The organism is Bartonella heixiaziensis (assembly GCF_046245125.2).
Taxonomy (GTDB): domain Bacteria; phylum Pseudomonadota; class Alphaproteobacteria; order Rhizobiales; family Rhizobiaceae; genus Bartonella; species Bartonella heixiaziensis.
In genome coordinates, this window is sequence record NZ_CP176404.1 from 1,364,355 (window position 1) to 1,379,166 (window position 14,812).

Here is a 14,812-nt window from a genome sequence, read left to right on the forward strand (position 1 = left end):
AAACCTATCAAAATACTCATTCTGATATCTTAAAGTACATATTGAATCTGTCTTGATGAACACGTGAAACAAACAGCAAATTTCACTATTTTGCTGATTTTGTCTCGTGTCATGGGCTGTTGATAAACAAGCTTAAAAAGATTTTTTGAAAAAATTTATCCGCTTTGGAATGACTTTAACTCATTTTGCACTCGATATTTGGTTTGAATCAATTTAATAAACTCCATTTTGATTATTTTGAAGAGAATTAATCAATAGAATATATTGCCATGGAGTCTATTCTTTATGCTTCAATCTATTAAGTCTGATAATGAACACGTCACTTTACGCTCTCTGTTGGAATATTATCGTCAACAAGCTAAATCACTTCGTGAATTAGGAACTCTGTTTGAAAACCTTGTCATAGCTTATTTGACGAAAGACCCTCTTCATTATGGACGCTACGAAAAGGTAGAAACCTATTATGAATGGGCTAAAGAGCATGAAGGTTGGAATAAAAATGATATCGGTATTGATTTGGTGGCTAAGCTTCGTCATCAAGAAGGATATGTGGCTATTCAGTGTAAGTGTTATAAAGCAGATCATCAGATTAGTAAAAAGGATATTGATAGCTTTATCGCGGCATCTGGAAAAGACATTTTCAAATATCGTCTTCTCGTTGATAGCACGGAAGTAGAATTAAGTGACAATGTGAATGCCATGATTAAAGGACAAGTGATACCCGTTTATCGTATTGACCTTCGTCATATGGAAAACAGTCGGATAGATTGGCAAATCTATGCAACCAAAAAAGAAGTTCTTCTTAAATCAACAAAAGAGCCTCGTCCCCATCAAGAAGAAGCCATCAAGAAAGTCTGTGAAGGGTTAAAAGAAGCAGATCGTGGCAAGCTGATTATGGCATGTGGAACGGGGAAGACTTTCACAAGCCTTAAGATAGCAGAACACATAGCAGGAAAAGGCAAGCGTGTTTTGTTTCTGGTACCTTCTCTGGCTTTAGTCTCGCAAACAATCCGTGAATGGACAGCCGATGCACAAGTGCCTTTACGCTCCTTTGCCGTGTGTTCCGATACACAAGTGGGAAAGCGTCGTAAAAACCAAGATGATATTGTTGGCATGGAAACATCAGACCTTGTTCTCCCTGCTACAACAGATGCGAAAGCCCTTGCCAAAGAAGCTTGTGAAAACCTAGCAGATGCAATGACGGTCATCTTTTCAACCTATCATTCTATCCAAGTGATTTCGGATGCACAAAATACCCATGGGTTACCTGAATTTGATCTGATCATTTGTGATGAAGCCCATAGAACAACTGGTGTTGTGTTGGGAACAGAAAAGCATGAATCTGAATTTATCAAGGTTCATGACAATAGCATTATTCGAGGCAAAAAACGCCTCTACATGACAGCAACCCCAAAGATCTTTAGTGACAAGCTGAAAAGGAATGCTTTCTTATCCAATAACGTTTTGGTGTCCATGGATAATGAAAAACTCTATGGCAAACAACTTTACACTTACAACTTTTCACGTGCTTTAGAGGATAAGCTGTTATCACCTTGTAAAGTTATCATATTAGTTGTCAACGAAAAAGAAGTAAGCCAATCCATTCAACATCTGATTACCGATAAGAATTATGAACTTATTCTCGATGATAGGACCAAGATTAATGGCTGTTATAGAGCCCTTACCAAAATGGATCTGAAACTTGATCTTGAAGATGACCCCAAGCCTATGCGTAGAGCTTTAGCTTTTTGCAAAGATATTGATACTTCTAAACGCATATGCAAAAGATTCAAAAAAGAAAAAGTGCAAGAATCTTTGCGCGCTCTTCATAAAAACTATAAAGATACTCCCCCTCTTAACTGTACCCTTGCCCATATTGATGGAACCTTTAGTGCTAAAGAGCGTACAAAACAACTCGACTGGTTAAAAGAAGATGCGGGGGAAAATACCTGCCGTGTGCTCACCAATGTAAGATGTCTTTCTGAAGGTGTGGATGTTCCTGCTCTTGATGCTGTTCTATTTTTACATCCGCGCAAAAGTCAAATTGAGATTATTCAAGCAATAGGACGTGTTATGCGTCGAGCAGAGGGTAAAAAAAGAGGCTATATCATTCTACCCGTTGGGATACCCGCTGATATTCCGCCGGAAATAGCCTTAGAAAAAAACCAAAAGTATAATGTCATCTGGCAAGTTCTCAATGCTTTACGTGCCCATGATGATAACTTTAATAAAATAATTCACCATATGCACAAAAAACAAGACGTAAGCGATGCTCTTGAAATCGTTGCTGCTTCTCAAGAACTTGCGTTAGAAGATACGACCACGGTTATTGATGATTTACCTACACGCTCAAAATTAGAATATTCAGGACTTAATATTGGGTTAGCAACTTATGAATCCTCTCACACATGTGAAGAACAAGGAGAACTCCCCCTTTTTTCTAAATGTAAAGATGTCATTAAAGCTGCTATTGTTAATAGATTTTACGATCCTAGCTATTGGAAAAAATGGGCAATAAATGTTGGTGATCTCGCTCAAACTCATATCGCACGCTTAACTGAAGTTTTGACGAAATCAGAAACTGAAACACGGCAGGTGTTTAATGATTTTATGACCGAATTGCGTAGCAATTTGAATACGACTGTCTCTGAACAAAATGCGATTGAAATGCTTGCGCAACATCTCGTGACGCGTCCAGTCTTTAATGCTTTATTTGAGGGGCATCAGTTTGTTCAAGAAAATCCCGTATCTTGTGCTTTACAACGTGTACTCAATGTCCTTGATAAAGTTACCCCTAAAGAAGAATCTCAAGATCTCAAAAATATTTCTAGGAGCGTACAATTTTACACACGTGGAATTACCACTCTTGAAGCACAACAAAGCTTAATTGTAGAGCTTTACAATGAATTTTTCCGTCATGCTTTTCCACGTACGGTAGAAAAATTAGGAATTGTTTATACGCCCGTTGAGGTTGTTGATTTTATCATTCATTCTGTTGATGATGTTTTACGCAATGAGTTTGGAAAAAGTCTAGGGTCACGTGGTGTCTCTATTCTCGACCCTTTTACAGGTACTGGTACCTTTATCACACGGCTTTTACAATCTAAACTGATAAAACCAGAGGATATGGAATATAAATACCGTTACGATATCCATGCCAATGAGATTATCTTGCTCGCTTATTACATAGCAGCCATTAATATCGAAGCAACTTATCATGGTCTTATGAAAGGGAATTATATCCCATTCAAGCATATTGGTTTGGCTGATACGTTTCAGACGCTAAAAAAGCAAGATCTAATACAACGTCTATTAAAGGAAAACAGTGAATATTTAGAACTTCAGAAAAATCTCAATATTGAAGTTATTTTTGGCAATCCTCCTTATTCAACAGGTCAAAAAAGTGCTAATGATAATGCAAAGAATACGCCTTATCCGATATTAAATGACCGTATTGATGAAACTTACGCCGCTCAATCTAAAGCAAGTCTTCTACGAAATTTGTATGATAGTTATATTCGTGCTATTCGCTGGGCAAGCGACCGTATAAAAGATTGTGGTGTGATTGGTTTTGTTACAAATGCAAGTTTTATAGATACAAAATCTATGGATGGCTTACGCAAATGCCTCGTTGAGGAATTTAGCAGCCTTTATATTTTCCATTTGCGGGGGAATGCTCGGACCTCTGGAGAACAACGTAAGAAAGAAAGTGGTGGAATTTTTGGTGAAGGATCTCGTGCCCCTATAGCGATTTCTATTCTCGTAAAAAATCCAAAATCCAAACAACAGGGGAAAATATATTTCCGTGATATTGGAGATTATCTCACAAGAGAAAAAAAGCTTAAGACAATTAAAAAATTTGGTAGCATTAATGGTATTACACGAAGTAAACAAGGTTGGCAAATAATTACACCAGACAGACATGGTGATTGGCTTGGTCAACGTGATAACAATTTCAAAGCATTTTTAGCCATGGGTGTTAAGAAAGGTCATGATAAAAAGCTTTTTGAAAATTTTTCGTGTGGTGTTGTAACTAGCCGTGATGCTTGGGTATACAATTCAAGCCATGAAGTTTTAGCGAAAAACATAAGTAATATGATTACCTTCTATAACAGTGAAGTAAAACGTTTTAATAATGCTTATGGACATGTTGATCGTAGGATACGTAAAAATGCTGTAGACAATTTCGTAAATTCAGATGCTAAAAAAATCAGTTGGAGCCGTGCTCTTAAACAAGATTTAGCAAAAGGAAAGATTTTTAAATTTGAAGCTACATGCCTTATGCAAAGTTTATACCGTCCTTTTACACAACAGTGGCTCTATTACAATCGTGCCTTTAATGAAATGGTTTTACAAATGCCGCGAATATTTCCGATAGGGAAAACGGCTGAAAATAAAGTAATACAAATTACAGGTGTAGGAGCAAGAAGTGGTTTTTCTGTTTTGATGAGTAAGGATTTACCTAACCTTCACGCAATAGATACAGGTCAATGCTTTCCAAGATACTTTTATGAAGATATTACCTCCTTAAAATCTAAAGATAATAATCAGTCACATTTATTTACAAATGCTACAGAAGAAAGTAAAATAGCTGATTTACAAAAGCGTGATGCCATTACGGATGAAGGGCTAACATATTTTAAAGCTGCTTATCCTAATGAGACCATAACAAAAGATGATCTATTCTACTACGTTTACGGTCTACTTCATTCGGAAGATTACCGTGCTCGTTATGCTGATAACCTCTCTAAGGAATTACCTCGTATCCCTTGTGTAAAAACTGCTGATGATTTTTGGAAATTTGTAACAGCGGGGCGTAAACTCGGTCATTTGCATGTAAACTATGAAGATGTGGAACCTTATCCAGTGACCTTTAAAAAGGGTAATCCAAAACTAACTGATATCTCTAATCCAGAAAAATTTTATTACGTTACAGAAATGAAATTCGCTGGGAATAGTAAAGCAAAGAATAAATCAATTGTTTTTTACAACCATAATATCACAATGACAGATATACCTAAAGAAGCTTATAGCTATATTGTAAATGGTAAATCCGCTCTTGAATGGGTTATGGAACGTCAATGTGTAAAGACTGATAAAAAGAGTGGTATTGTGAATGATGCCAATCGTTATGCTGTTGAAACCATTGGCAATCCTGCCTACCCTCTAGAATTATTTCAAAGGGTTATTACTGTAAGTTTAGAGACAATGAAAATTGTTAAGAACCTACCAAAATTGGAAATAAGAGAAACTGAATAGACTTACAAAGCATGCTCACATAATGGGCATGCTAATCTTATTAAAGCCGCTTATGTATTAGTTTAAATAAAAGTTTATTTTATCATCTGTTATGAGATAACTAAGATAGGAAAGAATTACGTTATCAGAAATCCTTTAATGGACTTTTGTAAATTTTGTAAACGTATCATCTTGTGAGTTGATTACCTATAATCTTAAAAGAGATAATTTATCATGCGTTATTCTAAAAAGAAGAAACTTGCACTTTTAGATACTCTTATTTAGATTGCTTTAAGACTTTTAAGAAACCCTATCTTAAAGTGAATACGCTTCTTTTACATTGCCTTTAAAAGATTATACCGTAATCTAAAATGATAGCTTTATTGTTTTCAAAAGCTTTGTTGTGAATACTTATATTACTTTACGCTTTTAATTCCCTAATTTTTGAAAAAAGTATAAGCACCCCATATACCCCCAAAACCCCTACAAAATATATATTACAGGTTGTATTTATAGGTTGTTTACATTAGAGCCCCTTATAAACAAAATTCACAAAAAATTAAAATTCATTTAGTAAAAAAAATGATAGGTTATAAAGATAAAAATACGCATTATGAGAGCGTTTTAAATATTATAAATGTATAGATTCAAAACATAACGCAATCGTTTCATAAAGCCTATAATATAGCTTTAAAAGCACATAAATATAAAAGAAGCAATTGATAATCATATGACAATATCAATACATAACGTATTTAAAAGATACAAAAAAATATCAAAAAAGATAAAATATTATTTGACAATAAATACGTATTTTGTTATAGAAATATTCAAGTGCTGAAAACACTTAACGATTAGCGGATAGGTTACGAAACAATCTTTCCAAGTCTTTAAAATACTGACTGTTTTTTATACGTATTAAAGCGTATAATGATTTTGTCGGGTGTGTCACACCATGCAATACCCTTATGGGAAAAGTGTGACGACGGACTAATCGCCGTGTTTTCAACGCCCGGCGCCTTTATAGCGCGTCAATTGAAAACTTCATTACGATTAGAAAGAATTTAAAATGAAAAATTCTATATCAAAAAACACCCCCGTTTCCTCTAACATTTCAAATGAAACCGCATCTGTTAATAAACAAGAGCCTGCAAAAAAATACGAATTTATTGATGATTGTGAATATATAGATGGTCATTTCTTAACTCGAATTAGAGCCTTAAGAGACTTTGGAGATGTTAAGGCTGGTGATCTCGGCGGCTATATCGAAAATGAAAGCAACCTCTCTCATGAGGGTAATTGCTGGGTATATAATAAAGCGCGGGTCTTCCAAAATGCACGCGTTTTTGGAAATGCTAAAGTAAAAAGCTTTTTTGTCGACGTCTATGGCAATGCACAAATTTATGGGAATGCTATTTTTGAAGGTATGACATTAAAGGACAATGCAAAGCTGTCGGGCAATGCGCATGCTAACAACGCCGTTGTAATTGAAGGAAATGCACAAATTTATGATAACGCCCGGGTAACTGATCATGCTCATATTTCTGATAATGCTGTCATTTGTGATTATGCCCATGTCGGAGGCAATGCAAAAATAAGTGGCTCTGCTTATATTTGTGATGAATCGCGTATTTTTGATGATGCCGTTATTTGTGATGCTCTTATCTCTGGCAATTCTTATATTCATAGCAATGCCTCTCTAACTGCTAATGAAGATATCTGTGATGATGCATATCCTGAGTTTGGTAGCGAAGATGATTATTATCGTCATGAATATTATGCTGATTGTGAGGGCTATTATGACGATGATAATGACAGCCAATATGAAAGTGACGCTGCGTAATTGAACGCACGGGTGGTGCGGGGGGGGGCGCCCCCTTTTCAAGCAAATATTCCCATTCCAAATTTTAGCAAATCTTTATCACATTAGATTGTGAGGGTGTTCTTATGTGCAAAAAATACATTATAACAAATGAAAGCAAACAAATTAAAGATCGGATGACTAAACAGATTACAAACCTTTATCGCATTAAAGCTCTAAAAGATTTTGATGATGTCAAAGCTGGCGATCTAGGCGGCTTTATTGAAAAGGAAGCCAATCTCTCTCATGAGGGCAATTGCTGGGTTTATGATGATGCATGGGTTTATGGGCATGCCCGTATTTGTGACAATGCAAAAATACGTCATAACTCTCAAATCTGTGGTCATGTCTATGGCAATGCTGAGATTTATGGCAAGGCTTTTATCTCTCAATATGCAAAAATTTATGACAATGCTTGTGTCTATGGCATTGCCCATGTGGCTGGTTATGTTTATGGCAATGCCCATGTGGGAGGGAGCGCCCGTGTTTATACAGAAGCACATATCTATGACAATGCTCACCTTTCTCATAATGCGTGGGTTTATAATTATGCAAGGGTTTATGGGCATGCTCAAGTTTCGGGTTCTGCCTGTGTTTACAGCCATGCTAAGATTTATAATTATGCTGTTGTTAATAGCCGTGCAAAAATTTATGGCAAGGTTTATGGCAATGCTAACGTGGGGGGCAATGCTGAGGTTTATGGTTCTGTTTATGGCAATGCAAAGATCTCATATTATGCAAAGGTCTGGGGTAAAGCTTATGGCAAGGCAAAATTAAACAGACAAAGTAAGCTAAGGGTGGTACCCAAAAATTGTGAGGTTTATGAAAGCGATAATGTTATCAAGATTGTTGATACAACAGAATAAAAAAAACAAGCGTGGGGGCGCTTTTCTTATGGCTATAAACGCATCATAAAAGAGAGAATTCAAAAAAGAAAGCCGTGCCATTTACGTGACGCGGCTTATGAATGAAGATATAACGAATGACTGATAAATATGAGTTTACCTTCTCCTCTTTGTCTCAATAAGTGTCCTAAAATTTGAGGGAGGTGAAATCACTCAATCCAAATTTGGATTAACCTCATTTGATTTCGTATTTTTAAACTGTAACCTTTAAAACATTTTTTGCTCACTCGCTTGCATATGTCATTAAAAGGCTTTTGATTTCATAAGACATAACATTGTGACCTTCATTATCTTTATTTTCTACTCCGGTAAAAAAATACCGTGGTTATAAAATCATTATTTTTTAAATCCTTTTATGCAATCTTTAATGAACTCAATCTATAAGCTTATGACAGTTGCAAAGGACTACCCTCTTATAAGATGATCTAATGTTGCGATAACATCTTTAGATTTTACGCTTCTCAATTTTGAGAACTGTAATTTTATGTTTTTATCATGCGATTAACAATCCAATCATTAAAACAAGATGTGATCTTTAAAGGTATATTATCGATAATTACAAACAACTAAATTTTAAACAATGTGATTTGTGCTGTGATAAAAACGTATCATAAAATTTATAAACTGTTATGAATGATATCGGCTTTTCATTTTATTTGAATGCACACATGCGTTATAATATTTGCATCATGATTTGCTTTTTATGGTCTATTCATACATGGCAATCTTATATAAAAAAGGGTCAAATGAATCACGTATAAAAGAATGGATTCTTAAGTGGATTCATATAAAATAATTACACAAAACCTATTGATTTTATTGTGTTTTTTGATATTATGCCGAAATCGAAGTGATCAAAGCGCCACGAGGCAAAATTCCGATTTTTTCCGTAAGATGCTTATCTTTATGAGAGATATTCAAACGTAAGAAACTCACCTGTTGGGTGTGAAGATTTCTCCCCTGTAGTGGAGGTGGTAATTGATCTGCCATGTCTTGCTTCCTCCCTATGATTAATTATCAGGTTCACCGCTGTAGGTGGGGATAACAATCGTTCCAAAATCTTGCGCTGCTTGAGAGCTATTTGGAAATTTGAAACGGGTTTTCTTCATGCCAATCAGTGTTTTCGCAGACAAACCATAGTAACGTTGATAGTCGAAATGTTCTTCCACCAATTTATAGCGATTGACATTGCGATTGTTCCCAAAAGCCATAACAATACTCTGTGCACCAAGCAAAACAGCGCGACGCACACTTTTTTTCGCTGTATGATCGGTAGATTTAACCCCATGGGTGACATGCTCTGATTCACGTAAAATCACACCATTATACATGCCTAAAGAACCATCAAAGATTGGGTTTTTCGCACGAGAGCCTGTGTAAGCAGCTTTCTGAATATCAAGCCACTGACCAGTCTCTGTATTGGTACGCAATTGCATCACTTGTGTTGGATGCAAATAGAGAACATAAACACTCTCCCCATTCACACGCACTGGTCGAATTTTGGGATTAGCAAGTTTCGCCATTTTTACAGCTTCGTCAATAAGCTTCAAACTAAAGCTGTGTTTTGGCGCTTCACTCAGCTCTTCATCCTTGGTTTTACCATCTGGACGGATAATTCGCTTACTACTTGGTGCAAGAGGTTCATTAAATCCATAATGCACATTCTCGATATCTATCATCCGATCTTCAAAAGAGATTGTCCTTGCTGTATATCCGCAAGCTTGAATGAAAAACATCAAGCTTAAGCGATCTGCATACCAATCAACTAAGCCATCTTTTGCTTCGTCACGCAAATCAAACGTTGTACGTTGTTGCGCTATACTACCTTCATTTTCTACACGAACTGCATGCGAAAGTTCGTCAATATATAGTCTGTCATGAAGGAATTGTAATGCCTCTTCATTCCCCTCAAGCGTCTGTCCTGAGGTAACACCCCGTCCCAAAAGCTGTGTACGTAAGCTAAATGTAACACAATCCCCTCTGCCCTTCTGTGTTTCGGTTTTAAGTTGAATAATGCTGTTTGAACCCCTGCCTATAAGAGGGGCAATAGGTATCGCCTTTGAAACTTCTGTATTTAATAATTTTGACCACGTGCTTATCGCATGAGGATCATCTGCTCTAACTGTTGTTAATGCCATTGATTTAACCTTTCTTTGCTGTAAAAAAAAACCGGCTTAAAAGCCGGACCATACCCCTGCATAAAACAGGCTAATTTCTATAAAAATGCACTCTTAATACCCGTTACCAGCACCATGCAATTGCCGAAAAATTGCTTTATTTTTCGGATTTGATATCCAAGCGTCAAATTCTTCTTCTGACATCCTATCAATGCTTGCTAAAGTGATTGGTCCAACACTCCCCCCTCCACCAGATGCCGTTAAGGTTCTCGCAGAATTCTGCCGGCTTTGAAGTTCTGCAACCTGATCGTTGGCTTGTATCGCTTTTGTCTGATAACCAAGGTTTTGTGCTATCCTATAAATCTCTTCTGCCGGATTGAGATCTCTTTGTGCACAAGTCGCTACAATCGTACGCAATTCATTCCTTATGATCTCAGAAATTGTGTTTGGATCTGCATACTCAGGATAAAGTGACGACCAAGAACTCAATTCCTTCGCACGCTTCTCATAAAGAAAATTTGCCGCATCACCAAAATCACTGGATTTATTTTGAAACGACTTAACAGAACTGTTGAAAAACTGGCCAAGACGTATATCATGCTGCTGCTGTTCCTCAGCTTGTCTTAGCGCTTCTTTCTGCTCTCTAATATACGCATCCTGCTCTCGAATCTTTTTTCCTATCCAACCCATATAACCAATAAGGTCTCGTGTAAAATCTAGGGACGCACTTTCACCTTCAACCATTGGCGTCTGGGATTGTGGTTCATAAAACTTGACAAGCTCTTCACGGGCTTGTTTGGCTTGTTGCTCCGCACGCTGCTGTTCTATACTAGGAACAATCTCTGAAGGCTTTTCAACGGGCTGTGCAACCGGCTCTGGAGAGGTGACATCATCATTATCAATCGTTTCACCATCATAAATGCCAGCATCAAAAGAGCTCTCATCATCAAAGACCGGTGCTCCAACTCTGTAATCTTCATTCCTACCTTCATTCATTTCTGCATTCATTCTTTCACCTCTCTCAACTATGCATACCTCTGTGTAATGCTATTCGCTCTCGCATGATCTGATTGTGTGCCTGAGTATTGAGAAGCTTCTGCCGTTCAATCTCATAGCGTTGCTTCATCAGTTCCGCTTCTGTTTTTGCTCTCTCTTGATGTACAAACAGATCAATCTGCTTTTGTTGCAAATCCATCTGATGCATCTGTGCTTTCGTCTCTAAGTCTTGTTGCTTTTCCTGCAACTTCATTTCCTGCTCGGGATCCATCTGCTGTTGTTGTGCCATTTGTTGCTGTTGGAACTTCTCACTGACACGATTAAGCAATGACGCCGGCAATGGAGAATAACGAAGTAGATCAAGCATAATATCCGGCGTAATGGCATTTTGAAGCAATGGGAGCAGCTGTGTGATAATACCGAAGGTGCGCTCTTTCTCATTCGGGCTGGTTGGCGCATCATCAACGACAATATCATACTCAACACTCGTTACTTCTTCACGCGTCAAAGGAATATATTGCGCATTCTCTTCACCAGATATCCGTACCAAACGACCATCGGACAAGTAATTCTGTATAAGGTGCAAAATAATCTTACCTTGCCGCTTGCGATACAAACGTAAACCATCAAACAGACAAGCAAGCAGATTTAAACTGGATTGGCGTCGTTGTGCCTCCAAAATACCAGCTTGTGTCACTTCCCTTGTGCCAATGAACTCAGGTGATAAACCCGTCACCTGATTAATTGCTTCCTTAGCTTCATTAAACAGCTGGAAAAAGCCCGTTGGAAATTCTGCTACGGGTTTGGGTTGGATCTTTCTTTGTGCAAGGGCGCCATCTTCAGCAACCAGCAACGCATCAGCCCGTGCCCAATCTTGCATAGCCTGCCTGATGTCCTTAAACGCCCCTTCCTCGACAATAAGCCCCCCTTTGGATTGGCTATTAAGGATATACATCACTTGACTAAAATATTTATTCGCCCACCGTTGTGGATCTTTTGTAGGACGTACAACCCCATAAAATTGCCGTTCTATCTTGTCAAAATACCCCGTTATACACTCCCAACCCAATTGACCAGCTGGAACCAAAGGTTGATCGGGGCATAGCAAAACCTTCCTGCCTAAAAAAGCGCGCTTAACAACCTTCTTATTAAAAGCCGCCCCTTGAATATCCGGCATCATACATTGAAGCTGTTTAAATTCTTCCTCGCTATAATCACGAAGTTCTCCAGTGCTTAAATCTGGTGCCTTGTAATATCGCTCGCTTTCAAACCAACGGCATTCAACAAGCGTGACCATCCGACGACCGTTTTCAACATCAATGCCCTTCTCATCACTGTAATAATCAAGATCATTATGGTGAGCACCTTCATGAGAGCTCCCATCACGAGCCCAATCTGCACTCAATTCACTCCAATGGGCTTTGGGAAACATCTGCTTGGCTACTTCCAAAGGCTTGCGGTCTACATACCACAAACGTTGCGCATCGGTTAAGTTCGGTTGCACCGCTGCACTGTCCCAAACCATCTTTAACGGATCTAAACGCGTAATAACCGGTTCACCATCAAAGCTGTTTTCATAATCAAGCCGCGTATCTGTCCAGCCCATACCGCAAATGACAGCATCCTGAAAGGCATCACTATCAGCGTATTCTGCATGCGCCGTATCTCTAAACCATTCCGCTGCACCGGTAAGCAATTCACTAGGCAATGCCTTACCTACTTGACGTGGAATAAACTGCACTTCGCGCTTGTTATTACGCTCTGACCCCACAACGGCATTGACCAATGGGGCAATACGATTAAAGGTCATAACGGGGCGGCGTTGCTTTTTTAACGCCGATAAATCTTCTTCATTCCATTGATCACCATTGTAAAAACCAAAATCCTCCCGTGCATGTTCACGCCATTTGTTCACATGCTCCACATCTTCTTTGTACCAGCTCACAAGCTTACGAAACAAACCTTCATGAGAGAGATCAGATACGTTGCTGTCTTTCTCTAAATGTTCATCATCATGCATCATTCTGCCATCCATGAGGTACTCTCATATTCCGTTCTGCCGCTATAAGCTGGTCGCTTTTGTATTTCTTTTGGTGGTTTGTATGAAATACACATCAGTCCAAAGGCATCTGCCCCATGACTGGACCAATCGTGCTCTGCTCCCAAGCCAATATTGCGCTTCTCATCCCATTTCTCGTGATACCAGTTCAGTGCCTTACGTCCTGCTACCGTCGTCTTCTCATTAAACCAAACAGAAGGCAAAACACGGCGGACTGTTTCTATACGTATCTTAACAGCCCCTGCTCCCTGATTAGGGATAACTTTTGTTTGAAAGCCTGCCTGTTTAAGAGCGCTCTCAAAACTCACATTGTGCACACGATCTCTGGTCGCACCGTCATGGGGGAGAACCATCAATGCCTTCTCATAGCCATTTTGACGCAACCAACCGATATGCTCCGATAATGGTTGTCCCTGCGCTTCGTAATAATCGAGCACTCTAATTTCTCGTCCAACAAATTGCGCTATCCATATCGCCGTTGCATCTGCCTTGGCTCCTGTTCCCCCAATGTCCCAAAAGGCGCGTATTTGCATCAAGGGGTCGCGCGCAACACGTCCTATTCTCCCCTCTTGCTCAGCTGCCAACATCTCTTTCTGATAGTAAGCACCTTGAACCGCGGTAAGATAAGCCCCCTCCCAAATATGCTTATAGGTCTCTGGTCGATTGTTAAGATCATCCAACCGCGCTTCATTCAAGATCTTTGGAAACTTCGGATTATCTGACCAATTGATCTCCACACGCTTAATTGCCTCATTGTCTGAAAAGCGAAACCGCTTCTCAACGGGGGCATTTTCTCGCAACGGGTTCCATGTGACCCATAACTCTGCCCGCCATCCCTCTCCTTCTTCACGTAAAGTCGGTATAAGCGTCTGCCAAGCTGTCTCTGTAACGGGCTCTGCTTCATCAACCCAACAAAGCAAAATACGCCCCATAGACTTGATACTGGCAATATTGCGGTCAAGACCAGAAAACTGAAAGGCTATACGACCATCAATCGACTTAATCGACGACTCTCCAACCTTGTAATAGTCCTTTAAAAAGTCATGTGCTTCAATGGCGCGTTTAATCTCCTCCAATGAACTTTCTGCCAAAGAATTTTGAAACTGCCGTGCACAAAGGATAGTGCCTGATATTCCTCCCATGCCAAATTGATAGCCTTTTAAAGCAGCCATCAAGGCAAATGATCTTGTCTTCCCAGACCCTCTCCCTCCCCAAGCCGCTCGTACCAAAGCCTTACCTGTAAATATCGGTATAAGCTTTGGAACAATATTAATTTGTCTTGTCGTCATTCACTAAAGGCGCGATTTCTACACGCGTTATCATCTTAATGGCTCCGCCATCTTCCCCTGTCACTTGCAAAGGCAACACCTTACCAAGCAATGCCAAATAAGCAGCGGGGCATTCCATAGCTTGTTTTTCCAAATAAGAGATCAAACCATCCTTGCCAATTTTATTCCCAGCATTCTCAGCAGCCTTAACCACTGCTTCTTTCAAAATGCGCGTCATCTTATTCGGAACGCCTTTGACACGCCCTTGCCCTGCCTTTGGGGGTATACGCTTTTTAATGGGTTGTGGAGCCTGCTCTGTATTTTCTGATGTCATAAAATACGCCATCCAATAATAAAAAAACCCCGCA

The 14,812-nt window shown here is 38.9% G+C and carries 10 protein-coding genes; 3 read left to right on the forward strand and 7 right to left on the reverse strand.

Features of this window, described 5'->3' with window-relative positions; all coding sequences use genetic code 11:
• The first annotated feature begins 285 nt into the window (after positions 1 to 285).
• Complete coding sequence (locus ACKC4Y_RS06015) at positions 286 to 5,259, forward strand: DEAD/DEAH box helicase (protein WP_409360893.1); 4,974 nt, start codon at positions 286 to 288, stop codon at positions 5,257 to 5,259.
• Between the two features lie 826 nt (positions 5,260 to 6,085).
• Here the strand turns inward: ACKC4Y_RS06015 and ACKC4Y_RS06020 are convergent.
• Complete coding sequence (locus ACKC4Y_RS06020; protein WP_409360894.1) at positions 6,086 to 6,247, reverse strand: hypothetical protein; 162 nt, start codon at positions 6,245 to 6,247, stop codon at positions 6,086 to 6,088.
• A 60-nt stretch (positions 6,248 to 6,307) separates the two neighbouring features.
• Here ACKC4Y_RS06020 and ACKC4Y_RS06025 point away from each other — a divergent pair, with 60 nt between their 5' ends.
• A complete protein-coding gene (locus ACKC4Y_RS06025) occupies positions 6,308 to 7,081 on the forward strand; it encodes a hypothetical protein (RefSeq protein ID WP_409360895.1) in 774 nt (257 codons plus the stop codon).
• Positions 7,082 to 7,185: 104 nt separating this feature from the next.
• On the forward strand, positions 7,186 to 7,965 hold the full coding sequence (locus tag ACKC4Y_RS06030) for a hypothetical protein (RefSeq protein ID WP_409360896.1): 780 nt from the start codon (positions 7,186 to 7,188) through the stop codon (positions 7,963 to 7,965).
• 873 nt (positions 7,966 to 8,838) lie between these two features.
• Here the strand turns inward: ACKC4Y_RS06030 and ACKC4Y_RS06035 are convergent.
• From ACKC4Y_RS06035 to ACKC4Y_RS06060, 6 genes are all read right to left on the reverse strand, one after another.
• Entirely contained in the window at positions 8,839 to 8,994 is a 156-nt protein-coding gene (locus ACKC4Y_RS06035; protein WP_006590340.1) for a hypothetical protein, read from the reverse strand.
• 20 nt (positions 8,995 to 9,014) lie between these two features.
• The gene (locus ACKC4Y_RS06040; protein WP_409360897.1) at positions 9,015 to 10,142 is read right to left on the reverse strand and encodes a N4-gp56 family major capsid protein; all 1,128 of its coding nucleotides are present in this window, start codon (positions 10,140 to 10,142) and stop codon (positions 9,015 to 9,017) included.
• Between the two features lie 93 nt (positions 10,143 to 10,235).
• Positions 10,236 to 11,129 carry a hypothetical protein gene (locus tag ACKC4Y_RS06045; RefSeq protein ID WP_409360898.1) on the reverse strand — a complete coding sequence of 298 codons (894 nt, stop codon included), beginning with the start codon at positions 11,127 to 11,129 and terminating at the stop codon, positions 10,236 to 10,238.
• 13 nt (positions 11,130 to 11,142) lie between these two features.
• Entirely contained in the window at positions 11,143 to 13,152 is a 2,010-nt protein-coding gene (locus ACKC4Y_RS06050) for a portal protein (protein WP_409360725.1), read from the reverse strand.
• The gene (locus tag ACKC4Y_RS06055) at positions 13,137 to 14,465 is read right to left on the reverse strand and encodes a PBSX family phage terminase large subunit (protein ID WP_409360726.1); all 1,329 of its coding nucleotides are present in this window, start codon (positions 14,463 to 14,465) and stop codon (positions 13,137 to 13,139) included. The genes ACKC4Y_RS06050 and ACKC4Y_RS06055 overlap by 16 nt, the downstream gene beginning before the upstream one ends.
• Positions 14,446 to 14,778 carry a hypothetical protein gene (locus ACKC4Y_RS06060; protein ID WP_409360727.1) on the reverse strand — a complete coding sequence of 111 codons (333 nt, stop codon included), beginning with the start codon at positions 14,776 to 14,778 and terminating at the stop codon, positions 14,446 to 14,448. The genes ACKC4Y_RS06055 and ACKC4Y_RS06060 overlap by 20 nt, the downstream gene beginning before the upstream one ends.
• Positions 14,779 to 14,812 lie beyond the last annotated feature (34 nt).

Coding starts and splice junctions, on each gene's coding strand:
- ACKC4Y_RS06025 (WP_409360895.1), top strand. CDS start 6,308: ATGAAAAATTCTATATCAAAAAACACCCCCGTTTCCTCTAACATTTCA.
- ACKC4Y_RS06050 (WP_409360725.1), bottom strand. CDS start 13,152: ATGGATGGCAGAATGATGCATGATGATGAACATTTAGAGAAAGACAGC.
- ACKC4Y_RS06030 (WP_409360896.1), top strand. CDS start 7,186: ATGTGCAAAAAATACATTATAACAAATGAAAGCAAACAAATTAAAGAT.
- ACKC4Y_RS06055 (WP_409360726.1), bottom strand. CDS start 14,465: ATGACGACAAGACAAATTAATATTGTTCCAAAGCTTATACCGATATTT.
- ACKC4Y_RS06045 (WP_409360898.1), bottom strand. CDS start 11,129: ATGAATGCAGAAATGAATGAAGGTAGGAATGAAGATTACAGAGTTGGA.
- ACKC4Y_RS06035 (WP_006590340.1), bottom strand. CDS start 8,994: ATGGCAGATCAATTACCACCTCCACTACAGGGGAGAAATCTTCACACC.
- ACKC4Y_RS06015 (WP_409360893.1), top strand. CDS start 286: ATGCTTCAATCTATTAAGTCTGATAATGAACACGTCACTTTACGCTCT.
- ACKC4Y_RS06040 (WP_409360897.1), bottom strand. CDS start 10,142: ATGGCATTAACAACAGTTAGAGCAGATGATCCTCATGCGATAAGCACG.
- ACKC4Y_RS06060 (WP_409360727.1), bottom strand. CDS start 14,778: ATGACATCAGAAAATACAGAGCAGGCTCCACAACCCATTAAAAAGCGT.